At 71.2% G+C, this 21,764-nt stretch carries 20 protein-coding genes; 5 read left to right on the top strand and 15 right to left on the bottom strand.

Going from position 1 to position 21,764, the window contains the following annotated elements; all coding sequences use genetic code 11:
- Window positions 1–76: 76 nt before the first annotated feature.
- The 10 genes from BHU15_RS14310 to BHU15_RS14355 all read right to left on the bottom strand — a co-directional run bounded on the left by BHU15_RS14310 (window position 77) and on the right by BHU15_RS14355 (window position 10,160).
- Entirely contained in the window at window positions 77–643 is a 567-nt protein-coding gene (locus tag BHU15_RS14310) for a snapalysin family zinc-dependent metalloprotease (protein WP_069627543.1), read from the bottom strand.
- Window positions 644–743: 100 nt separating this feature from the next.
- Window positions 744–2,207, bottom strand: coding sequence for an alkaline phosphatase family protein (locus BHU15_RS14315; protein ID WP_069627544.1), 1,464 nt, complete (start codon window positions 2,205–2,207; stop codon window positions 744–746).
- A 133-nt stretch (window positions 2,208–2,340) separates the two neighbouring features.
- Entirely contained in the window at window positions 2,341–3,405 is a 1,065-nt protein-coding gene (locus BHU15_RS14320; RefSeq protein WP_069627545.1) for a 2-aminoethylphosphonate ABC transporter substrate-binding protein, read from the bottom strand.
- Window positions 3,406–3,477: 72 nt separating this feature from the next.
- On the bottom strand, window positions 3,478–4,275 hold the full coding sequence (locus tag BHU15_RS14325) for an ABC transporter permease (RefSeq protein ID WP_069627546.1): 798 nt from the start codon (window positions 4,273–4,275) through the stop codon (window positions 3,478–3,480).
- A complete protein-coding gene (locus BHU15_RS14330; protein ID WP_069627547.1) occupies window positions 4,262–5,119 on the bottom strand; it encodes a 2-aminoethylphosphonate ABC transporter permease subunit in 858 nt (285 codons plus the stop codon). The genes BHU15_RS14325 and BHU15_RS14330 overlap by 14 nt, the downstream gene beginning before the upstream one ends.
- Window positions 5,112–6,182: an ABC transporter ATP-binding protein gene (locus BHU15_RS14335; RefSeq protein ID WP_069627548.1), complete on the bottom strand. Its 1,071-nt coding sequence runs from the start codon at window positions 6,180–6,182 to the stop codon at window positions 5,112–5,114. The genes BHU15_RS14330 and BHU15_RS14335 overlap by 8 nt, the downstream gene beginning before the upstream one ends.
- A gap of 11 nt (window positions 6,183–6,193) precedes the next feature.
- A complete protein-coding gene (locus BHU15_RS14340) occupies window positions 6,194–6,892 on the bottom strand; it encodes a phosphonatase-like hydrolase (protein ID WP_069627549.1) in 699 nt (232 codons plus the stop codon).
- Window positions 6,893–6,896: 4 nt separating this feature from the next.
- Window positions 6,897–8,021: a TIGR03364 family FAD-dependent oxidoreductase gene (locus tag BHU15_RS14345; protein ID WP_069627550.1), complete on the bottom strand. Its 1,125-nt coding sequence runs from the start codon at window positions 8,019–8,021 to the stop codon at window positions 6,897–6,899.
- A gap of 131 nt (window positions 8,022–8,152) precedes the next feature.
- A complete protein-coding gene (locus BHU15_RS14350) occupies window positions 8,153–8,911 on the bottom strand; it encodes a GntR family transcriptional regulator (protein WP_069627551.1) in 759 nt (252 codons plus the stop codon).
- 70 nt (window positions 8,912–8,981) lie between these two features.
- Complete coding sequence (locus tag BHU15_RS14355; RefSeq protein ID WP_069627552.1) at window positions 8,982–10,160, bottom strand: serine hydrolase domain-containing protein; 1,179 nt, start codon at window positions 10,158–10,160, stop codon at window positions 8,982–8,984.
- Window positions 10,161–10,335: 175 nt separating this feature from the next.
- Here BHU15_RS14355 and BHU15_RS39745 point away from each other — a divergent pair, with 175 nt between their 5' ends.
- Entirely contained in the window at window positions 10,336–11,052 is a 717-nt protein-coding gene (locus tag BHU15_RS39745) for a hypothetical protein (RefSeq protein WP_135068466.1), read from the top strand.
- A gap of 92 nt (window positions 11,053–11,144) precedes the next feature.
- Here BHU15_RS39745 and BHU15_RS14360 read toward each other — a convergent pair whose 3' ends face one another.
- From BHU15_RS14360 to BHU15_RS14370, 3 genes are all read right to left on the bottom strand, one after another.
- Window positions 11,145–12,248: a winged helix DNA-binding domain-containing protein gene (locus tag BHU15_RS14360; protein ID WP_069627553.1), complete on the bottom strand. Its 1,104-nt coding sequence runs from the start codon at window positions 12,246–12,248 to the stop codon at window positions 11,145–11,147.
- Complete coding sequence (locus BHU15_RS14365; RefSeq protein WP_069627560.1) at window positions 12,248–12,826, bottom strand: DinB family protein; 579 nt, start codon at window positions 12,824–12,826, stop codon at window positions 12,248–12,250. Before BHU15_RS14365 ends, BHU15_RS14360 begins: the two co-directional genes overlap by 1 nt.
- Before the next feature lie 186 nt (window positions 12,827–13,012).
- Entirely contained in the window at window positions 13,013–14,905 is a 1,893-nt protein-coding gene (locus BHU15_RS14370; RefSeq protein ID WP_069627554.1) for a LamG-like jellyroll fold domain-containing protein, read from the bottom strand.
- A 327-nt stretch (window positions 14,906–15,232) separates the two neighbouring features.
- On the opposite strand from BHU15_RS14370, the gene BHU15_RS14375 reads away from it, so the two are divergent.
- A complete protein-coding gene (locus BHU15_RS14375) occupies window positions 15,233–16,351 on the top strand; it encodes an NADH:flavin oxidoreductase (protein WP_069627555.1) in 1,119 nt (372 codons plus the stop codon).
- Window positions 16,352–16,431: 80 nt separating this feature from the next.
- Here BHU15_RS14375 and BHU15_RS14380 read toward each other — a convergent pair whose 3' ends face one another.
- Window positions 16,432–17,979 (bottom strand): SulP family inorganic anion transporter, encoded by a 1,548-nt coding sequence (locus tag BHU15_RS14380; protein WP_069627556.1) that lies wholly within the window; start codon window positions 17,977–17,979, stop codon window positions 16,432–16,434.
- Window positions 17,980–18,165: 186 nt separating this feature from the next.
- Window positions 18,166–18,750, bottom strand: a complete 585-nt coding sequence (locus BHU15_RS14385) for a carbonic anhydrase (protein ID WP_069627557.1) — start codon at window positions 18,748–18,750, stop codon at window positions 18,166–18,168.
- A gap of 554 nt (window positions 18,751–19,304) precedes the next feature.
- On the opposite strand from BHU15_RS14385, the gene BHU15_RS14390 reads away from it, so the two are divergent.
- From BHU15_RS14390 to BHU15_RS14400, 3 genes are all read left to right on the top strand, one after another.
- Window positions 19,305–20,249, top strand: a complete 945-nt coding sequence (locus BHU15_RS14390) for a hypothetical protein (RefSeq protein ID WP_255293107.1) — start codon at window positions 19,305–19,307, stop codon at window positions 20,247–20,249.
- A gap of 70 nt (window positions 20,250–20,319) precedes the next feature.
- The gene (locus BHU15_RS14395; RefSeq protein WP_069627558.1) at window positions 20,320–20,685 is read left to right on the top strand and encodes a TraR/DksA family transcriptional regulator; all 366 of its coding nucleotides are present in this window, start codon (window positions 20,320–20,322) and stop codon (window positions 20,683–20,685) included.
- A 36-nt stretch (window positions 20,686–20,721) separates the two neighbouring features.
- On the top strand, window positions 20,722–21,764 hold a 1,043-nt coding region (locus BHU15_RS14400; protein ID WP_069627559.1), incomplete at its 3' end, for an LLM class flavin-dependent oxidoreductase.

Consider the following 21,764-nt stretch of genomic DNA (forward strand, 5'->3'; position numbering starts at 1 on the left):
CACATCCGTACGCCCCGGAGCATGGTGTGCGCTCCGGGGCGTACGGATGTGGCCGGCTCGGACTACGTGGTGCGGGTCAGTCCACGATCAGCGTGTTGAGCGGTGCGTCTCCCGACTTGCGGGTGAGCGCGCCGCCGAAGTAGCCCTCGACCGCGGACTTCTCGGCCGCGTTCGGGTAGGCGTTCGTGCACGAGGTGCCCGCCGTGGAGCCGGACATCAGGCTGGTGCAGGGGCCCGGCTTGATGTCGGGCAGGCCCAGGATGTGGCCCAGTTCGTGGGACGAGATGCGGATCGTGTTGTGGCCCTCGATCACGGCCTGGCGGCCTATCCAGACGGTGCCGTTGCCCAGTGAGGTGGTCTGGGCGCGGGGCCAGCCGTTGTCCGCCAGGACGCGGATGTTGGCGCGCTGGCCGGCCGCGGACGGGACGAGTTCGACGGCGTTCACGCTCTCGTTCCAGATCGCCGCGCCCCGGTCGACCGCCGACCTGAACTCCGCCGAGCCGCTGGCGTCGTAGGTGACGACGCGCGCGGCGACGGCGGTGTCCTGGGCGGGTGCCGGAGCGGCCGTGGCCTGACCGCTCATCAGGGAGAACGTGACGGCCAGGGCGGCAACGAGTCCGCCGGTCACCTGTCGGATGTGCATGGTCGACCTCCTTGGGGGGAGAGAGTCGTGGACATGACATGAAGTTCCCCTGCTCACTGCCCAACGAGCCCCGGCACCAATCCGTCAATCCGCCGACGGCTCAACTCCCGCTGACACCCACCTGGTCGACGGTCCAGTACCAGTTGTTGCCCGCCGTGTAGCGGAAACGGACCCGCACCGTCCGCGCGCCCGACGGGACCTGGAGCGGGATCGACTCGACCCGCGACACGGCGTCGGCGGTGTACGTCTTCACCGCGACCGGCGCGCCGCCGTCGTACGACACGAGCACCTCGCCCTTCTGCGGCGACTCGTGACGGTAGTGCGTGGTGTACGTGAGGGTCGCCGTACGGCCTCCCGTGACCGGCCAGGCCGGGCTGACCAGGGTGGAGTCGAAGGTGCCCGTGTACGCCTTGTCCACCCACTCGTCGCCGTCGGCCACGGCGAAGACGTTCCGCGCGCGCACGTTGCTCTCGCGCCACTGGTCCCGCTCGGCCGCGGTCCAGAACTCGTCGGTGGTGAAGGCCCAGCCGCGCCACTCGGTCATGCCGCCCGTCCCCATCGCCCCGTTCTCCACCGACCAGCCGGCGGGCGGGGTGTGGGTGAAGCCGAGCGTCCCGGCCGGGACGCCGGTCTCGTCCACGCGCGCCGTCAGCAGGGGACGCAGCGCGTCGAAGGCGTCCGGCGCGGGCTGTTGGAGCGGCCGGCCGTCCAGCCCCCACGCGGCGGCGATGGGGATGCCGAGGTGCGCGAGGGCGGAGGCGGCGACGTCGGGCATCTTGATGTCGTGGCGCGTGGAGCCCGCGGTGATCGCGCCGCCGCTGGCGATGAGGAACGTCTGCCGCTCCGCGTTGCTGGACCCGCCGTGGCCACCCGCGTCGGTGTGCCCGTGATCGGTGGTGACCATGATGAGCCAGTCCTCGGAGCCGTACGTCGCCCGTGCCCGTACGGCGTCGACCATCCGGCCCACCTGCGCGTCGGCGTCCTGGATCGCCTCCAGGTAGCGCGCGGAGGCGGCGCCGTAACTGTGGCCCGCGTGGTCGATGTTGTCGAGGTGGACGAAGACCGCGTCCCGGTTCCCGTCGCGCAGTTCGGCCACGGCCCGCGCGGTGGTGCCGGTGTCGTACTCGGCGCCCGGTGTGCTGACGCGGGTGTCGACCGCCGGCGAGAAGATGGTCGTGGTGACGGGGTTCCAGGACGCGACGGCGTACGTCGACAGGGCGGGCCTGGCGGTCTCGATACGGGTGAGGAAGTCCGGGTACTGGCCGAACCGGCTGCCGGTGAAGTTGTTGTCCTTCACCCCGTGCTTGTCGGGCCAGACCCCGGTGATGACCGTGGACCAGCCGGGACCGGACACCGTGGGTGCCATGGGGTTGGCGGGGAGCGCGCTCGACGAGGTGAGGCCGCTCGCCATCAGCGCGTCGAGACGAGGCGCGGCGGCGTCCCTGATCCGGCCGAGCAGGGCGCCGTCCAGGCCGATGACCAGGACTTTGGGGGTACGGGCGGCCGCGTGGGCGGTCGCCGTGGCGAGTGGTCCGGCAGCGGCGGCGAGGGCCGCCGCGCCCATGAGGAGCTTGCGGCGAGACAGACTTGACGACACGAGATGCCTCCGAGTTCAGGTCCGGGCAAGGGAGTTGGGGGGGTGGAGGGTGGTACGGGGGTACGGATCTGGTCCAGACCCGTTATGCGGGGGGCGTTGGTCAGCTGCCCGTCGCCAACTTCCACGCGTCGACATAGCCGTCCAGGTTGGTGCCGATGTCCGACCAGTCCGGCTCGAAGATCTCCACGCCCCGCATCAGCGCCGCGAGTTCGGTGGCGTTCGGGTCGGTCGCCTTGATGTCCGTGCGGGCCGCGAAGCCGCCGCCGACCGCGCTGACGTCCTGCTGGGCCCGCTCGGAGAGCATGAAGTCCAGCAGCTTCTTGCCGTTGGCGCTGTGCGGCGCCTTGTCGACCAGCCCCGCGGCGTACGGGAGCGCGAAGCTCGTCGGCCTGCCGTCGCCCTTGGCCGGGAACCAGATGCCCAGGTTCGGCATGTCCTTGGACTGGGCGAAGTTCATCTGCACATCGCCGTTGGCGGCGAGCAGTTCACCCTTGTCGACCTTGGGCGCGAGCTTGCCGGTGGAGGCGGACGGGCCGACGTTGTTGGTCTGGAGCTTCTTCAGATACTCCATCGCCGGCTCCTGGCCGCCGAAGTCGTGCATCGCCTTGATGAGGACGGCGGTGCCGTCACCGGCGACGCCGGGCGTCGAGTACTGGATCTTCTCCTTGTACTTCGCGTCCAGCAGTTCCTCCCAGGACCTGGGCGGGCCCGGCAGCTCCTTCTTGTTGTAGACGAAGCCGAAGTAGTTGTTCACGACGGACGTCCACTTGCCGTCGGACGCCTTGTCCGCGCCGTCGACCTGGTCGGCGCCGGCGGGCTCGTACGCGGCGAGCAGCCCCTTGGCGTCGGCCTGCTGGATGAACGGCGGCAGCGTGACGAGGACATCGGCCTGGGTGTTGGACTTCTCGCGGACGGCGCGCTGCACCATCTCGCCGGAGCCGCCCTCGACGTACTCGACCTTGATGCCGGTCTCCTTCTCGAAGTCCTCGAAGACCTTGTCGTACCAGCCGTCGCCGTTCTCCCCCTTGAGCCCGTCGGCGCTGTAGACGGTGACGACCTTCTCGTCGGCGGCGCTCGACGAGCCACCGCAGGCGGCGAGGCCGGCGACGAGGGCGAGTGTGCCGCAGACCGCCGCGGCGGGCTGGACGAGGTGGTGGTGACGCATGGGCGGGTCCTCCTGGAAACGCTCGGTGGTGACGGGGATGTGCGCGGGGCACGGGGCTGGGGGCGAGGCGCGTCAGCGATACGACGCCCTCGTCCGGATACGGGAGACGGCGAGCAGCACGAGCAGCGTCGTCGCCATCAGGACCACGGCCACCGCCGCGCCGGTGAACAGCGAACCGCGGTCGGTGGCCGCGAAGATCCGCACCGGCAGCGGTGTCCAGTCGGGCGGGTAGAGCATCATCGTGGCGCTCAACTCGCCCATGGACAGGGCGAAGCAGAGCCCGGCGGCGGCCGTCAGCGACGGCAGCAGCAGCGGCAGCTTGACCCGCCACAGGACGTACGAGGGGCGGGCCCCGAGGCTGGCGGCGGCCTGCTCGTACATCGGGTCGAGCCGCCGCGCCGCCGCCGACACCGACTGGTAGGCGAACGCGGTGACCAGGACGGTGTGCGCCAGGATCACGATCCAGCGCGTCCCGTTGAGCAGGACCGGCGGCCGGCTGAAGGCGACCAGCACGGCGAGGCCGACCACGACGGACGGCACGGCGACCGGCAGCATGAACAGCATGTCGAGGAACCGTTTGCCGCGCGCCCGCAGCGAGGCCGCGGCGAGCGCGGCCCAGCCGCCGACGAGCAGCGCGACGAGGCTGGCGCTGACCGCCGTGACCAGGCTGGTGGTGAGGGCCTTGAGCGAGTCGCCGCTGGTGGCGGCGGCGTAGTGCTCGGTGGTGACTCCGGAGGGGAAGGCTCCGGACCAGTTCGTGGAGACGGAGGCGGCGACGATGACCAGCAGCGGCACCGCGAACAGCGGGACGAACAGCAGCAGGAAGACGCCCCGGACGGCGAGTTTCCCGGCTCGGCTATGCACCAACACGGCGGCTCACCATCCGGTAGAGGCTGTAGAGACCGACGGAGATCGCGATGTTGACGACGGCGACGACGCAGGCGGCCGGGTAGTCGGACTCCAGGATCGCCTTGCCGTAGACCAGCATCGGCAGGGTGGTGACGTCCTTCGCGCCGGTGAAGAGCACGATCCCGAACTCGTTGAGGCTCATCACCAGCACGAGGCTGCCGCCCGCCGCGAGCGCGGGCAGCGCCTCGGGGAGGATCACCTGCCGCACGATCCGGGCCGGCCGCGCGCCGAGCGAGGAGGCCACCTCCAGCTGGGCGGTGTCGAGGCCCGAGAAGGCGGCGAGCAGGGGCCGCATCACGAAGGGCGTGAAGAAGGTGATCTCGGCGAGGAGGACGCCCCAGGGGGTGGTCAGGAAGTGGAAGGGGCCGCTGTCGGCGCCGGTGACGTCCGTCCACAGGCCGTTGGCCATGCCGACGGTGCCGTACATGAACAGCAGGGCGAGCGTGATCAGGAACGACGGGAAGGAGAGGAAGACGTCGATGAACCGGGCGACCGCCTTGCCGCCGGGGAACGGTACGAACGCGATGACCAGGGCGAGCGCGAACCCGAGGACGAGACAGCCCGCGGTCGATCCGACCGCGAGCCACACGGTGGTGGACAGCGCGTCGCGGAACGACTGGGAGGCGAACACCTCGCCGTACGGGGAGAGTGAGGTCCCGCCCTCGTCCGGGGAGAAGGACTGCCGGACGACGAGAGCCAGCGGATAGAGGAAGGCCGGCGCGAGGACGACGACGGGCGGCAGGGCCCAGACGATAGGCGGCACCCGCCGCGTACGCCCCTTGTCCGCGATACCGGTGCTACTCATCCGCCGCCCCCACCGGCAGCAGCACCGCGTCCTCGGTGGCGAAGTGCAGGGTGGCGGGGGCGCCGATCGCCGGGGTCTCGCGCAGTTCGCGCAGGTCGGCCTTGACGCGGTGGCCCTCGACGTCGACGTACAGGCGGTGGGTCGAGCCGCGCCACTGGACCTCGGCGACGGTGCCGGTCAGCGCGTTGGGCCCGGCGCCGAGCCCGACCAGATGCGGCCGGACGCAGAGGGTGGCGCTGACTCCGGCGGCCACGTCACCTGTGGATACGGTCAGTTGGTGTCCGGCGAAGTCGACGTGGCCGTCCGCGACGGTGACCGGCAGCAGGTTGGCGTTCCCGACGAAGGACGCCGTGAACTCCGTACGAGGGCTCCGGTACAGCTCCTGCGGGGTGCCGCAGTCCTGGAGCCGCGCCCGGTCCATCACCGCGATGCGGTCGGCGAGGGTGAGCGCCTCGACCTGGTCGTGGGTGACGTACAGGATGGAGACGTCCGGCAGTTCACGGTGGAGCCGGGCCAGCTCGGTGAGCATCCCGGAGCGCAGCTGGGCGTCGAGCGCGGAGAGCGGTTCGTCGAGCAGCAGGACGCCGGGGCGGGTGGCGAGCGCGCGGGCGATGGCGACGCGCTGCTGCTGGCCGCCGGAGAGTTCGCGCGGATAGCGGCCGGCGTACGAGGCCATGCCGACGAGTTCGAGTGCGTCGGCGACCAGTTGGGGGATCCCGGACTTCGGCGCCTTGCGTGCCTTGAGCCCGAAGGCGACGTTGTCCGCGACACGCATGTGCGGGAAGAGCGCGTACTGCTGGACGACCATGCCGATACCCCGCCGGTGCGGCGGCAGGTCGGTGACGTCGCGCCCGCCGAGGAACACCCGCCCGGAGGACGGCCGGACGAATCCGGCGACGGCGCGCAGCGCGGTGGTCTTGCCGGAGCCCGAGGGCCCGAGCAGGGCCATGACCTCGCCGGGCTCGACGGTCAGGTCCAGCCGGTCGAGGACGGTGTTGCCGTCGTACGCGACGCTGACCTGGTCGAACCTGATGCCGCCGGGTGTGGCGCCGGGGCTCGTCATGCCGGGGCCTGTCATGCCTCGGCCCGCGCTATCAGGTCCGGCAGTTCGGCGACCGAGGCGATGACATGCGTGGCGCCGTGGGCGGTCAGCCGGTCCCCGTCATGGGCGCCGGTACGGACACCCGCGACGATCCCGGCGCCGGACCGGACGCCGCTGAGCATGTCGTACGAGGTGTCCCCCGCCACGACCACGCGCCGGACCGCGTCCACCGCTCCGGTGCGCAGGAAAGCGGCGAGGATCATGTCCGGATACGGGCGGCCCCGGCCGCCCGCGTCGGCGGGGCACAGCGTCAGGGTGACCAGGTCGCGCCAGCCGAGTGCGGTGAGGATCGCGTCCTGCGTCGTCCGGGCGAAGCCGGTCGTCAGCACGACCGTACGACCTTCGGCCTGAAGTGCCTCGATGGCCTCCCGGGCGCCGGGTATCGGGGCGATCCGGCCGGCGCCGACGAGTTCGCCGTACGCCTCCTCGAAGGCCGTGTTGGCGCGCCGGGCACGTTCCTCGTCCCCGAAGAGATGGCGGAAGACGGAGATCTTCGACTCGCCCATGGTGGCGCGTACATGGTCGAGCTTGGCGGCGTGGTCGGCGGAGCCGGGTGCCACGCCGAGGCGTTCTGCGGCTGCGGAGAACGCCTCCTCGACGAGGCCGCCGTCGGCGACGGTGGTGCCCGCCATGTCGAGGACGATCAGATTCAGCTTGTCGGTGTCGGTCATGTCTTCACCAGTCCAGTTCGTCGGCGGTGGCTTCGGCGATGGCGGGCGAGCAGGTCATGCCGCGTCCGCCGGGCCCGGTGACCAGCCAGACGCCGTCGCGCACCTGCTGGCGGTGGACGACGCGAGTGGTGTCGGTGCACTGGGCGTAGACCCCGGCCCAGCGCCGCCGCACGCGCGGCAGCGGACGGCCGATGAAGGACTCCACGACCCGGGTGAGGTGGTCGTACGGCTCCTGGACCGTGTCGAACGCGAAGGGGTGCTCGTACTCGTGCGTGTCGCCGATGGTCAGTCCGCCGTCCCGGCGCTGGACCATCAGGAGCTGCATCCGGTGCTCGGCGGCCGTCGGGGCCTGCGGCTGCCCGGAGTTGAGGGCCTCCAGCGCGTCGCCGCGGTAGGCGGGGTAGTAGCGGAAGCTGTCGGCGTCGGCGACGGAGGTGGTGAGGTCCTCGCCGAGCGGGTCGGTCTGCATCATCTGGAGGCGGACACGGCGCACGGGCAGGCCGGGTCCGGCCAGCTCGCGGACGAGGCCGCCGAGCCAGGCGCCGGTGGCCAGGATCACGGCGTCGCCGGTGTGGATGTCGCCGTGGTCGTCGCGTACGGAGGCGGCGCCGACGACCTCGCGGACCTCCCGGCCGCCGAGGAAGGTGTAGCGGCCGGACGCCAGCAGAGCTTGTTTCAGGGCGAGTTGAGCGGTGCGCGGCTCGACCGCCGCGTCGCGCTCGCACCACAGGGCGCCGGTGAAGTCGCCGCGCAGCGCGGGGTTGAGCACCCGGGCCTCGTCGGCGGTGAGCAGCCGGTAGCCGCGGTCCGCGGCGTCGGCCCTGGCGACGGCCGCCTCGGCGACGGCGGTCTCCAGCTCGCCGCGGAGCGGGGTGAGCGAGCCGCAGGCGCGGAAGCCCACACCGGGCACCCGCCCGCCGATCTCCTGCCACAGCTCACGGGCGCGCAGCGCGGTCGCCAGCTCCTCGCCGCCGGCCCGGCCGCTGACCCATATCTGGCCGAAATTACGGAGTGACGCGCCTCGTGCCTCGCTCTCGCGCTCGATCTGGACGACCTCGTGGCCGCGGTCCACTGCGTGCCAGGCGTGCATGGTTCCCACCACGCCGGCTCCTACGACGATGACTCTCACGACGTCAAAGCTGGTGGGGGCGGGCGACCCGGACGGGTCCGTACGGCAACGGGACGGTGAACGACCCGCCAAACTTGGCCTAGACCCGTTATCTCCCTGTGATAATCAGCGCGTGTCCGTGACCCGCCCGATCAAGCCCCCAGACGGGTCGTGAAGGAGAACCGGTCACCCCTGAAGAGGGTCCGCACCCGCTCCAGCGGCTGCCCGTCGGTGTCCCGTGAGAGCCGGTGCATCAGCAGCATCGGCAGGGCGGGCGGCGTACCGATCAGCAACGCCTCACGCGGGGTGGCCAGAACCGTCTCGATGCGCTCGTCCGCGTCCCCGAAGGAGATGGAGAGCCGGTCGCGGAGGTAGGAGTAGAAGGAGGAGTCCGGATCGAACTCCGTGTCCAGCTCCGGGACCCGGCCGACCGAGACGTACGTGCTCTCCAGACCGACCCGCTCGTCGTCGGCGAGCAGCACCCGCTCCAGATGCCAGACGGGCTCCCCGGGATCCACCCCGATCTCGGGGGCCAGCGACTCGGGGCACGGGAAGCGGTCCAGCCCGACGAGACTGCGGCCGGGGCGGCGGCCCTGCCGTCGTACCCCCTCGGTGTAGCTGGCGAGCGACAGCGGCTGCTCCAGCTTGGGACCGGCGACGACGGTGCCGCGCCCCTGCCGACGCAGCCGCCCCTCCAGCAACAGCTCGCGCAGGGCCTGGCGTACGGTCTCGCGGGACACCTCGTAGCGCAGGGCCAGATCCCGCTCGGTGGGGAGCAGGTCCCCCTCGCCCAACTCGTCCACCAGCAGGCTCAGTCGGGCCTTGACGGCGTAGTACTTGGGGATGCGGCCGTGCTCCGGAATGCCGGAGCGGATGGGGGCGCCGGGTGCGTAAACGTATCGGTGGTCCACGCCCCGATGGTGTCAGACGCACGTCCGGGGCCCGCCCGGACGTGCCCCGGACGGACCCCGACTGACCTGCTTACTTGGCGCGCCCGGCGCACAGCTGCTTGTCGATGAGGGTGTTCGTCGCGTGGATGCTGCCCGGCATGGAGCCGTCGCCCGTGGCCTCCAGGACGACGACGCGCCGGCCGTCCTCCGTGGCGCCGGTGCGGGTGGCGTAGCCGGGGAGGTCACCGGCGTGGCTGAAGTAGCTGCCGCCGCAGGTGAGCGGTATCTCCATCAGGCCGAGGCCGTAGCGGGCGCCCGGCCACGCCTCGTCCAGCTCCGCGGCCCGTACCGTCTTCTTCATCTCCGTCAGCTGCGCGGGCTTCAGCAGCCGGCCGCTCATGAGCGCCTGGTAGAAGGTCGTCATGTCCCCGGCTGTGCTGATCATGGCCCCGGCGGCGCCGGCCGCGCTGGGATTGAAGGCGGTGACGTCGATCGCGGGCGCGGACTCGCCGAAGGCGGAGTAGCCCTTCAGGTGCGAACCGGGTATGCGGGCGGACGTGGTCGGGGTGAGGGTGTCGCGCAGCCCCAGCGGCCGGATGACGCGCTTGGTCACCTCCTGCTGCCAGGTGCGGCCGGTGATCTTCTCGATGATCATCCCGGCCAGGGTGTAATTGGTGTTGGAGTACGACCACTTGGCACCCGGCTCGAAATCCGGCGCGTGCCGCATCGCGATCTCGACCAACTGCTCGTCCGTCCAGGTCGTGTAGCGGCCGGCCTCGTAGGCGTCTATGCCGGACAGCGCGGGGAAGTCGGCGGTGTAGTTGAAGAGCCCGCTGGTGTGGTTGAGGAGCTGCCGTACGGTGATCCGGCTCCCGTCGTTGCCGTTGCCCGACACCACGCCGGGCAGCACGTCCTCGACGGTGTCGTCCAGCGACAGCCGCCCCTCGCCAACCAGTTGGAGCACCACCGTGGAGACGTACGTCTTGGTCGCGCTCGCGATCCGGAACTTGTCACCGGGCCGCGCCTTCCGCTTCGTCTCGGCGTCCGCGACCCCGGCGGTGGCGAACTGGACACCGCGCGGCCCGGTCGACCGGGCGAGGACACCGACGGTCCCCGTCCGCTGAACGGCGTCGACCTGCCGCTGGAACGACCCCTCCCCCGGCTGCGCCGCGGCCACCGCCGGCACCGCCATCCCCACCGCGGCCAGCGCGGCGACGAGGGTGGTGGTCACAACACGCCGGGTGGTCCGACTGAACGTCTTGGTCGCCATGGTCCGCTGGCTCCTTGGGAGTTGGTGTGGGGTCGCCGCTCCGCGCGGCGTGATCACCAACCTAGCCAGCCCCTTACCCACCCACGATCCGGCCAGCCCGCCTCTCGGAGGTACAGCTGGCCCCACCGGCTGGTTGAACCGTCCCGGCCGTCCCGCCGTAGTCAGAGCGACGGGGATGGGCGAACTGGAAAGGAAGGTAGGGCAGTTGTCAGAACAAGGAGGGTACGGATATCCCGCGGAAGACAACTCGTGGGTCGGAGACTCCCACCGGGCCATCGAGAACTATGTGGGCAGGGAGCTGTGGACGCCGGACCGGATCACCGAGGGACTGCAATACGTAAGCTATCGCGCGAATGAGCTTGCGGACGCGTTCCGTTCGGTGGGCATCACTCCGCGGACACCCGAAGAGAATGCGAGCAGTCGCCAGTACGACGCGACCCTCGATGCGTACCGGACGGCGCGCTCAGCGTACGAAAGGGACGGCTCGGTCGACAACTACGTCCGCCAGCAGGACACAGGGCGGGCCCACTTGGAACAAGTCCTCGGCGAGCAGGACTACGTAGCAGATCTGGTCGGGAGAGTGCAGAGCGGGGAGCTGCCCAACACCGTCCTCCTTGAGCAGGCCCATTCTCCGACGCTGGGACCGGCGCCCGCCCCGACCCCGAACATCGTCATCACAGGGGCCCCGCAGCAGGGCTACGACCCGGTGCGGGACAGTGCGCAGCAGAACCAGCAGAGTGCGCGGCATCCGCAGAATGCCGTGCAGAACGTTGGAGGGCTGCTGCCGCCAAGCGGTGGACGACCACGGCAGAACCCCAGCGGACACGGTCGGTCGGCGCACAGGAACGCGACGAACACACATGAGGGAAGCAAGAGGCAGAAGAGGAAGTGACGGGAGGAGCGCACTTGCCGACTGCCGGGAGGGCGCCGGCGTAACCCCGGCGGCGGCCACGCGCGGTGACCCACGGCTGGCCAAGGCGTCGCTCACCCGGCCGGCGCGCCCACCCGCACCCCGTCGCTCTCCTTGTCGGAGAGGAACAGCGCCATCTGCCGGCCCTCCTCGGCCACGGCCGTTCGGTCCGACGCGGAGAGCCGGGTCAGTGGGGTGATCGTCACCGTGGACGACTCCGTGCGCCAGGTGGCGGCGACGCGGCCGTTGACCAGGACCACGCGTTCGCCCGCGACCGACAGGCCGCGGTGGTGGTCGTCGATGATCCGGCCGCGGTCGTGGTAGCCGAGGATCGCGTTGTCGAACGCGGGCAGGAAACGTACCGGCGCCGGGGTGTCCGGGTCCGGGCGGGGCGCGTCCGGGAGGTCCAGCAGTTCACGGCCGCGTTCGTCGCGGAAGGAGACGAGTTCCTCGCGGATCGCGGACACCGCCGCGGGCAGACCCGCCAGGCCGCACCAGGCGCGCAGGTCGGCCGAGGCGGCGGGGCCGTACGCGGCCAGGTAGCGCCGTAGCAGCGCCTGGCCCACCGGGTCCGATCCGTCGGACGGCAGCGGGTCGGCCTCGCGGCCCAGCCAGTGGGCGAGCGGGACGTTCCGCGCTCCCCCCTTGGTCCGCCACAGCCCGCGCGGCGGCACCTGAACCATGGGGACGAGTGCGGCGACCAGGATCTCGCCCAGCGCCCGGGTCCCCGGCTCCGGCCACCGCCCGGCCAATGCCCGCGCCACGTCGGGCATGGTGCGCGGCTCGCCGTCCGCCATCAACGCCCGCCCCGCCGCCGCGAGTTCTGCCAGATCCGTACCGTCCAGCTCGCTGCGGTAGACCGCGATCACGCGCTGGCGCAGCATGGCGTCGTGCCGGGACCGCCAGGCCAGCGCGTCGGCGGCGGTGACGAGGTGGACCGTACGGCGCATGAGGTGCGTGCGCACCACACTCCGCCCGGTCAACAGGTCGGCGAGCAGCGCCGGTTCGAACGCGCGCAGCCGTGACCAGAGTCCCAGATACGGCTCCTGCGGTTCCTGCGCCTGGAGGCCGCCGAGGTGGGCGACGGCGTCGAGGACCGGTACGTCGGCGCGGTCGAGCAGCAACTGCCGGGCGAGCGTGGCGCGGTTGAGCGCCCGGGCGCTGAGCACGGCCGCCATCAGGTCGACTTCTGTCCGTCGATCGACTCGCGCAGGATGTCCGCGTGCCCGGTGTGCTGGGCGGTCTCCTGGACGAGGTGGATCAGCACCGCGCGTACGCTGCGCACCGCTCCCGGCTCGTTCCAGGGCGCCTCGGGCAGCGGGTGCGTCGCCGACAGGTCGGGCACCTCCGCGACGGTCTTCTCCGTCTGTGCGGCGATCTCCTCGTAGCGCGCGAGGATCCCGGCCAAGGTGTCGCCGGGCAGCATCCGGAAGTCGTTCTCGCGGTCGATGGCCCACTGCGGGTACTCGCTCACCGTACCGGCCATGAAGTCGGCCCAGGTGACACCGTCCGGCAGTGTGAAGTCCATCGCGGAGGGGCCCTCGACCACGAAGCGCAGCCACGCCTTCTCGGTGGACGCGACGTGCTTGATCAGTCCGCCCAGGGACAGCGCGCTGACGGTCGGGGTCTCGCCCAGCTGGTCGTCGGTGAGCCCGCGCACCGTGTTGATCAGGGTGCTCCGCGCGGTCGCCAGGGCGGCGAGCAGGTCGGTGCGCTCGGCGTCGAGCGAGGGGGAGGCGGGGGAGGTTGCGGTCATGAGGCGTGGTCCTTCCGCTGGGGTCAGCTCCGCGTCGTACGCGTGCTCGTTCTCCGGCACAGAAGAAGCTTCTCAAGAGAAGAGGACAGGGTGTGACCGCTTCTTGGGCGGAAATCACTCTCGTACCGAAGACCTCGGGCCCCGCCGGGGCGAGCACCCCGGCAGGGCCCGGGCCCCGAGGCCCGGCTACGCGACCGGCAGCAGGAAGTCCTTCGGCTTCAGTGCCCGGTCGACGATGCGCGTGTCGCCGATCCAGCCGTAGAAGCCCTGCCCGAACTTCTCCGCGAACTGGGTGCCGCCGATCGCGAACGGCTTGCCCAGCGTGGCGATCCCGGTGGCCCGCTGCGACGGATTGCGGGCGATCTTCGACCCGTCCACGTACATCAGCGTGCGCCGGCCGTCGTTGACGATCGCGATGTGCGTCCAGCGGCCCACGGGCAGGGCGTGGCTCCACGACGTGGGGTCGGCGTCCTGTACGTGCGGGTAGAGGACGAACTGGAGGAACCGCTCCGGCGTGACGTTGAGGCTGCACGTCGGCTCGTCCGTCGACCAGCCCGTCGTCTTGCCCGCGTCGCCGTTGCGGCCCTCCCAGCTGAGGATGCCCATCCAGGCGTGGTCGCCCTCGAAGGGATCCGGCAGCTTGATGAACGTCTCGATGGTGAAACCGGATCTGAACGTCGCGCTGTTGAGGGGCGCCTTGGCGCTCGTGGTGAGCACCGCGCCCCGGTCGGGACCCTTGCCGCCGTCGAAGCGCAGACTCGCGTGGGCCGGCTGGTCGGCGTGGTGCTCGGCGGACCGGGTGAGCACGTCCGGCGCGCTGTCGTGCAGGAGTTGTACGCGCAGGTCGTTGCCGTGGCCGGAGAGGTCACGGGCCACCACGCCCTTGCCCACGGGGGTTCCCGGTGCGCCGGGTCCGGCGAGACCGTCCTGGTCGAAGCGCCAGTACGCCACGGTGCCCCGCGGCATCACACGGCCGGCCGGGCGCGGCTTGGGCGGGACGAGGCCGTCGAAGCCCTTGAAGCGCTCGGCGAAGTCGATGTCGAGGCTGAACCGGTCCACCGGGCCGGTCAGTTCGAGGGTCTCGGCCTCCAGCGGCGTCCGCTTCCCCGGGTCGCGCCGCAGGAACCACGGCGCGAACGTCTCGATGTCGACGACGTCGCGCGCCGTGTCGAAGGAGTAGAGGCGGATCATGCCGGCGCCGCCGTAGTAGCGGTCCTGGTAGTTGGTGATGTGGACGTGTACGTCGTGACCGGCGTCGTTGGTGAGGACCGTACGGCCCGAGGGCCAGTAGTGCCCGCCCAGCGCGAGGAAGAACTGGTCGTTGCCCCGGATCAGCCGGTCCCAGAGCCGCTGTCCGTGGTCCGACAGATGGGCGGCGCCGTTCTCCTCGGCCCAGGCGATGTCGTGGGTGGTCAGGATGGCGGGCAGGGTGGGGTGGGCGTCAAGGACGCCCTGCGCCCAGGCCAGGGCCTTGTCGGAGGCGCGCCAGTCGATGGCGAACACCAGCCACTGCCGGCCGGCCGCCTTGATCACGTGGTAGCTGTTGTAGCCGCCGGGCGAGGCGCCGCCGAAGGTCGGCATGCCGGTGAACCGGTCGGGGCCGAACGCCTTCAGATAGGCGGAGTCCCCGCGCTGGTCGTCCTTGCTCCCGTCGATGTCGTGGTTGCCCGCCAGGACGCTGTAGGGGACCTTGCCGTGGATCGTCTTGAAGGTGTGGGCGGCGAGCGTGATCTCCTGCTCGGTGCCGTGTTCGGTCACGTCACCGAGGTGCGTCATGAAGGCGATGTTCGCCTCCTCGCGCTCCGAGACGAGGTAGTCGAAGGTCTCCCGCAGCGGCTCAGGGTCGGCGCTGTCGGCGTCGAAGAGGTACTGCGTGTCCGGCAGCACGGCCAGCGCGAAGCGCGGGCTGTCCTCGTCGTAGCGGCCTCGTCCGGAAGAGGCGGCGGCGCCGGGGGCGAGGGGCGCGGCCTGCGCCGACTGCGTACCCAGCACGGCGGCGGTGGCTCCGACGGCGGGGACGGCGATCGCGGCCTGCAGCAGCGACCGGCGGTCCGGACCGGCGGGGATGGACTTGCTCATTACGGTCTCCCAAGCTCTCGACACATGCGTGTCTGTGGGGATCGTGTGCCGCCCCGGCGACCGCATGACAACGCTGTCATGAACACCGGCCGTCGCCGACCGGTCCGGAGAACCGCACGACTTCGATCCTGAGACCCGCACCACTTCGATCCGGAGACCCGTACGACGTGGGTCCGAGACCCGTACGACCTCGTACGGCCTCGGTCCGGAGACCCTCACCACATCGGCTCGGAGACGCTCACCACATCAGCCCGGCGCGGAAATGCGGAGGCACCCTTCGGTTGTTGCCGACCGTCGGACACCCCCACTCGATGAACAGGACACGCCATGACAGACGCGCCAGCCCGCCGGTCGGCCGACACCCTCGCGCGCCCCTTCACCGTGCGCGGCCTCACCACGCGCAACCGGATCGCGATGGCACCCATGACCCGGCAGTTCTCCCCCGACGGCGTCCCCGGCCAGGACGTCGCGGACTACTACACGCGACGCGCCGCCGGCGGCGTGGGGCTGATCATCACCGAAGGCACCTACATCGACCACGACTCCGCGGGCACCAGCGACCGGGTCCCCCGCTTCCACGGCGAGGACGCGCTCGCGGGCTGGGCGGACGTCGCGGACTCCGTGCACCGGGCGGGCGGCGCGATCATCCCGCAGCTGTGGCACGTGGGTGTCACCCGCGACGAGGGCGCGCCGCCGGTGACGGACGCGGAGCCGGTCGGCCCGTCGGGCATCTCCCTGGAGGGCGAGCCCAAGGGGCGCGCCATGACGCAGAAGGACCTGGACGACGTCATCGGCGCGTTCGCGGACGGGGCCGCCGCCGCCGAGCGGCTCGGCTTCGACGGGGTCGAACTGCACGGCGCGCACGGCTACTTGATCGACCAGTTCCTGTGGGCGGGCAGCAACCGCCGTACCGACGTGTACGGAGGCGACATCGTCGCGCGCACCCGCTTCGCGGCCGAGATCGTGGCGGCCTGCCGCGCCGCCGTGTCCGACGCGTTCCCGATCTTCCTTCGGATGTCCCAGTGGAAGGGGGGCCAGTACGACGCGAAGCTCGCGCACTCACCCGCCGAACTCGACATCCTGCTCAGGCCGTTGGTCGAAGCCGGTGTCGACGTCTTCCACGCGTCCACCCGCCGCTACTGGCTGCCGGAGTTCGACGACTCCGACCTGAACTTCGCCGGCTGGGTGAAGAAGATCAGCGGCAGGCCGACGGTCACCGTCGGCTCGGTCGGTCTGGACAGCGTCTTCTCCGAGGCCTTCCAGGGCAAGAACTCCGCGGTCACCCCCATCGACGAGCTGCTCGACCGGATGGAGCGCGACGAGTTCGACATGGTCGCGGTGGGCCGGGCGCTGATCGCCGATCCCGAGTGGCCGGTGAAGACGCTGGGCGGACGGACGGAGGGCATCACGCCGTTCGCGGCGGAGATGCTCAAGTCGCTGCGCTGACGCGTCGCCCGGAGATCGGACCGTCGTCCCCCGGGCGGGGGCGCGCCTGAGGGACGACGGGGCTCGTTGCGGCGGGCCGGTCAGACGGCCGCCTTCGGTGACGAGTCATTCGCCGACGGGTCCCCGGCCGACGGCGGGACCATGCGGACCGGGACCGTGTCCGCGTCGTTGTGGCGCTGGGACCAGGTCTCCAGCGCCACCTGGCAGGCGTGGTCGAGGTGCCGCAGGGCCGTGAGATCCAGCTCGATCGGGCGGTTCTGCGGCAGCGCCTCCAACTGGTCGAGTATGCGCGGCAGCCGCAGGAACGTGGCGTTGCCCGTGATCGCCACGACCAGTCGCCCACCGGTGAGTTCGCGCACGCCCACCTGTATGTGGGAGGTCTCCCAGGCCGACTTGCAGACGGACAGGAGCAGTCCGAGCACCACGCCCTCGAAGAGGTTGCCGACGACGATGGTGACGGTGGTGACACCGAGGATGACGGCGTCGCCGCGGTGCGTCCGCCACAGCGGCACGATCTCCTTGAGCGGTACGAGCTTCATGCCCGCGTGCACCAGGACACCGGCGAGCGCCGCGAGCGGGATGACGCCGATGACGAACGGGAGCAGCGCGGCGAAGAGCAGCAGCCATACGCCGTGCAGCACCCGGGAGAGCGAAGTCCGCGCGCCCGCCTGCACGTTGGCGGCGCTGCGCACGATGACGGCGGTCAGCGGGAGCGCGCCGAGCGCGCCGCAGACGGTGTTGCCGATGCCCTGCGCCATCAACTCCTTGTCGTAGTCGGTACGGGGGCCGTCGTGCATACGGTCCACGGCAGCCGCGCTGAACAGGCTCTCGGCCGACGCGATCAGGGTGAAGGCCAGGATCGTGCCGACGACGGCGAAGCCGAGGCCGCCGAAGTCCGAGAGTCCGGGCGGGTTGACGGCCGCCAGCAGCCCCTGGACCTCGACCCGGGCGACATCGAGATTCAGCAGGACGGCGGCGCCGGTGGCCAGCCCGACCGCGACGAGCGGACCGGGGACCATCCGTGCCTTGGCGGGCAGCTTCGGCCACAGGACCAGGACGGCGATGGTGGCGGCGCCGAGCGCGAAGGCGGTCAGCGCCGTTCCTCCGGCGACGACGTCGACGAAGAGACCGGGCAGCCCGGCGATCTTGGCGAGGCCGCCGGCGGGCTGGGCCTCGTCGGCCAGCGCGTAGACCTGGCCCAGTACGAGGACGAGCCCGATGCCGGCGAGCATGCCCTGGACGACGGCGACCGAGATGGCCCGGAACCAGCGCCCGAACCTCCAGGCGCCGAGGAGGAGTTGGAGCAGTCCGGAGATGAGCACGATGACGCCGAGCGCGCCGAGCCCGAACTCCTGGACGGCCTCGAAGACGAGGACGGTCAGCCCGGCCGCCGGGCCGCTGACCTGAAGGCTGCTGCCGGGCAGCAGGCCGACGAGCAGACCGCCCACGATGCCGGTGATCAGGCCCAGTTCGGCCGGCACACCGGAGGCGACGGCGACGCCCACGCACAGGGGCAGGGCGACGAGGAAGACGACGAGGGAGGCGAGGACGTCACGTCGTAGGACACCGGGTTCCCGCAACGGCGAGAACCGGGACGCGAGGGAGGAGAGGGAGGACTGGGAAGCCATGGGTGTGTTCCTTGCGGAGCGGTCCGCCGTGGCAGGCGACGGACAAGGGGACACGAACGCGGACACGAACGCGAACGCGGACACGGACTCGGTCGCGGCTCGACGCGCCGGGCACGGGGGCCGGCCGCCGGGGCCCGTAAGCCAGGGCCGGCGGCGTGGACGGCGGCGGCGCGGAGCGCGTCCCGGTCAGAGCGGCACGAACGCGTTGTCCAGGTCGGGCCGTTGGACGCTCACGGCTCCGGTGTCGACCTCGTAGTACCAGGCGCTGAGCGTGAGGGCGCCCTCGTCGATCGCCGCGCGGACGCAGGGATAGCCGCGCAGGGTGTCCAGTTGGGCGGCGGCGTGGTGCCGTACGGCATGGGGGACGCCCGCGTGGCCGGGGAGCCCGGCGACCGAGCGGTCCAGCCAGCCGCGTACGGCGGGGACGGCGGAGAGGTCCGCGCCGCTCACCAACGCCCCGACGGCGCCGCAGTGGGAGTGTCCGCACACGACGATGTCGCGTACGCCGAGGACGCACACGGCGTACTCGATCGTGGCGGTCTCGCCGCCGGGACGGTCCGAATCGTAGGGGGGCACGATATTGCCCGCCGTACGCAGTTCGAAGAGTTCGCCCGGCCGTGCGCCGGTGATGAGTGTCGGTACGACACGGGAGTCGGAGCAGGTGATGAAGAGCACCTCCGGCCGCTGTCCGTCGGCGAGCACCCGGAACTCCTGGTGTCGCTCGGCCACGCGGTCCGGAAAGGAACGGGCGTTTTCGATAAGGGATTTCATGGCGGCCTGCCTCCTGCGCCCGCGGTGTGGGGACGGGGCGCGGTGTGGTCGGGTCAAGGAGAGATACCTGCTGGTCCGTGACGTCTCCGCACAGAGTCACGGGCAGGCTGGAGTGCGTAGGACCGCGACGTCGCGAACCGGACGAACTCCTGGGAAGACCGTACGCTTTACCAAGACATTACCTTTTCGATGGCGACGATATCACGCCAGATAAATACTCCCGGAAAGCCGTCACTTGTGACACGAATGTGAACGCGAGATGTCCCGGCGCGCACCGCGTCCCGCACAGGGAGAGGAAAACCGGCCGCACGTTCGAGAATTCGTCGGGACCTTGTGAATATTCGCCGTCCGCCGGCGCCGTCGGACGCCCTTCTCCACTTGGCCGGGAATACCCCGGCCGGGAACTTTTCGCCCCGGGCACCGAGGTGCGCCGGGCGACAGCGTAATCCGCTTACAGGGGACGGGAGTTGACGCCTACGATGCCCGATGCCTGATGCCTGACGCCCGTCACATGACGGGGGGCGCCGGCCGTTCGAGCGAGGAGTGCGCGAGAAGTGAGTCACGGGGGAAACGGTCCGTACGGCCCGCCACCACCGCCGCCGTACCGGCCCTACGTGCCGTACCCACCGCCGCACACGCCGCTGTGGCGACGGTTCCGGGAGGACGAGTGGCCGACGCTCCGTGAAGTGCTGCGCTCGGCGAGCCGGATCCACGCGTGCCTGTGGATGGTCGCGTTGTGCTGCTTCGGGCCGACGGTCGTCGGGCTGCTGATCTGCTATCCGCTCGCCCGCTCGGCGCGGACGCGGGCCCGGCGGGTCTTCCCGCCGAGCGCCCATCTGCGCATCCACTTCCCCGACGTGGCGCGCATACAGAAGAACCGGGCGTGGGCGGCGCTCGCCGCGACCTTCGCGCTGATGGTCGCGTACGCCTCACCGGACGACTGGGACCAGGCGATCCAGCAGTTCGCGCTCCGGATGGCGATCAGCCCGTGGCTGCTGCTGCTCAGCGCGCCCCTGGTGATCACGGTCATCATCCGGCTCGCCGCGCCCGCCGCGAGGGCCGGGATGCGGGCCAGGCTGCGTCCGTCGCTGCGCTCGGCGCTCTGGTACTGCGCGGCGTTCGCGGCCACACCGGGGCTCTTCGTGGGCGGCTTCTACCTCAGCTACCAGCTCGACGGGGTGACGGTGCTCGCGCCGCTCCTGACGATCGTGCTGCTGCTGCCCGCCCTGTGGATGGGGCTGTTCGTCGCGTTCGCCTCCCCGACGGTCGTGCGCTCGGCGTTCCGGACGGCTCCCGTGCACGCGGCCCTGCCCGCCCTGCTCACCGGCGTACTGGTGTGGGAGTTCGCGGCCATCAGCCTGGTGATGGGAGGGCTGCCACCGGGCCCGACCCCTCTCGCGCTGATCGCGGCGATCGGCGGCCCGGCGACGGTGTCGGCGCTGGCCTGGTGGGAGATCCACCGGCTGCGTACGTCGCACGGAGTGCGGTTGCGGGCGTGACGGGCCTTGGAATGCCGCGGGGCGCGGTGGCGTTGTCGCGTGCGTGAGCCCTCACATATCCGCTGAGTCAATGCGAGCGCGCCTGTCCGCGCGCCGTACGGACACGCACGGCCGGATCGAGGCACTGGAGCGCGATTTCGAGGCGATCGTCGAGGCCAACGCCCTGGTCGCGGTGGACGACGAGCACGACCCCGACGGATCGAGCACCGCCTTCGAGCGGGCCCATGTCGCCTCCCTGCTTGAGCAGGCACGCGAGCAGCTGCTGGGCCTGGATCAGGCGCTGGAACGGCTGGAGCAGGGTGACTACGGACAGTGCGAGGTGTGCGGTGAGGCGATCCCCGTCGAGCGGCTGGAGGTCCGGCCGGCGGCGCGTACGTGCGTACGCTGCGCCACCGCCCGGCCCCGTCCCCGTCCCCGTCCGGGTCGCCGCCCCTGAGCGGAACCTGGAACCTGTCACCGTAGGAGGAGCATCGTGCCGCTGACCTCGGAGCCGTTGCGGAAGCTGGGCTTCCTGACGATCGGGCTGTTCGACGCCGCCGATCCCCGGCGGGGCCACGAGTCGACCCTGGAGATCATCGAGCTGGGTGAACGGCTCGGCTTCGACAGCGCGTGGGTGCGGCACCGGCATCTCCAGTACGGCATCTCCTCCCCCGTCGCCGTCCTCGCCGCCGCCTCGCAGCGCACCCGCCGTATCGAGCTGGGCACCGCCGTCATCCCGCTCGGCTGGGAGAACCCGCTGCGGCTGGCCGAGGACCTGGCGACCGTCGACATCCTGTCCGGCGGCCGGCTCAACCCCGGCGTCAGCGTCGGCCCGCCCATGCACTACGACCAGGTCAAGGGCGCGCTGTACCCGGACACCGCCGACGCCGAGGACTTCGGTTACGAGCGCGTACGACGGCTGCTTGACCATGTACGCGGTGAACCCGCCGCCGCCTCCGGGGGAGTTGAGGGCTTCGAGGTCTTCTCCGACCGCGTGCAGCCCCAGGCCGCCGGACTGGGCGGCCGTATGTGGTACGGCGGCGCCAGTACGCGCTCCGCGCGGTGGGCCGGGGAGCACGGGATGAACTTCCTGACGAGCAGCGTCGTCAAGGCGGAGGAGGGGGCGGGGGACGGCCAGGACGCCCCGGACTTCGCGTCGATCCAGCTCGCCACCATCCGCGCCTTCCGCGCCCACCACCCCGACGGCGACCGCGCCCGCGTCTCGCAGGGGCTCGTCGTGGTCCCGACGGACAACGCGACGGCGACGCAGCGCGCCAAGTACGAGGAGTACGCCCGTACGCGCCTGCCGCGTACCGCCACCCCCCAGGGCCCGGCCCGGCTGATGTTCGCGCCCGACCTGGTCGGCCCCTCCACGGAGATAGCCGAACGCCTCCACGAACACGCCGCGTTCCGGGAGATCGACGAGGTCGCGTTCGCGCTGCCGTTCACCTTCGACCACGAGGACTACGTCCAAATCCTCACGGACATCGCCACGGCCCTCGGCCCGGCACTCGGCTGGCAACCGGGCCCGGACAC

Origin of the sequence: Streptomyces niveus (assembly GCF_001723055.1) — a bacterium.
GTDB lineage: Bacteria > Actinomycetota > Actinomycetes > Streptomycetales > Streptomycetaceae > Streptomyces > Streptomyces niveus.

Coding starts and splice junctions, on each gene's coding strand:
- BHU15_RS14310 (WP_069627543.1), bottom strand. CDS start 643: ATGCACATCCGACAGGTGACCGGCGGACTCGTTGCCGCCCTGGCCGTC.
- BHU15_RS14315 (WP_069627544.1), bottom strand. CDS start 2,207: ATGGGCGCGGCGGCCCTCGCCGCCGCTGCCGGACCACTCGCCACGGCG.
- BHU15_RS14320 (WP_069627545.1), bottom strand. CDS start 3,405: ATGCGTCACCACCACCTCGTCCAGCCCGCCGCGGCGGTCTGCGGCACA.
- BHU15_RS14330 (WP_069627547.1), bottom strand. CDS start 5,119: ATGAGTAGCACCGGTATCGCGGACAAGGGGCGTACGCGGCGGGTGCCG.
- BHU15_RS14335 (WP_069627548.1), bottom strand. CDS start 6,182: ATGACGAGCCCCGGCGCCACACCCGGCGGCATCAGGTTCGACCAGGTC.
- BHU15_RS14340 (WP_069627549.1), bottom strand. CDS start 6,892: ATGACCGACACCGACAAGCTGAATCTGATCGTCCTCGACATGGCGGGC.
- BHU15_RS14355 (WP_069627552.1), bottom strand. CDS start 10,160: ATGGCGACCAAGACGTTCAGTCGGACCACCCGGCGTGTTGTGACCACC.
- BHU15_RS39745 (WP_135068466.1), top strand. CDS start 10,336: ATGGGCGAACTGGAAAGGAAGGTAGGGCAGTTGTCAGAACAAGGAGGG.
- BHU15_RS14360 (WP_069627553.1), bottom strand. CDS start 12,248: ATGGCGGCCGTGCTCAGCGCCCGGGCGCTCAACCGCGCCACGCTCGCC.
- BHU15_RS14365 (WP_069627560.1), bottom strand. CDS start 12,826: ATGACCGCAACCTCCCCCGCCTCCCCCTCGCTCGACGCCGAGCGCACC.
- BHU15_RS14370 (WP_069627554.1), bottom strand. CDS start 14,905: ATGAGCAAGTCCATCCCCGCCGGTCCGGACCGCCGGTCGCTGCTGCAG.
- BHU15_RS14375 (WP_069627555.1), top strand. CDS start 15,233: ATGACAGACGCGCCAGCCCGCCGGTCGGCCGACACCCTCGCGCGCCCC.
- BHU15_RS14380 (WP_069627556.1), bottom strand. CDS start 17,979: ATGGCTTCCCAGTCCTCCCTCTCCTCCCTCGCGTCCCGGTTCTCGCCG.
- BHU15_RS14385 (WP_069627557.1), bottom strand. CDS start 18,750: ATGAAATCCCTTATCGAAAACGCCCGTTCCTTTCCGGACCGCGTGGCC.
- BHU15_RS14395 (WP_069627558.1), top strand. CDS start 20,320: ATGCGAGCGCGCCTGTCCGCGCGCCGTACGGACACGCACGGCCGGATC.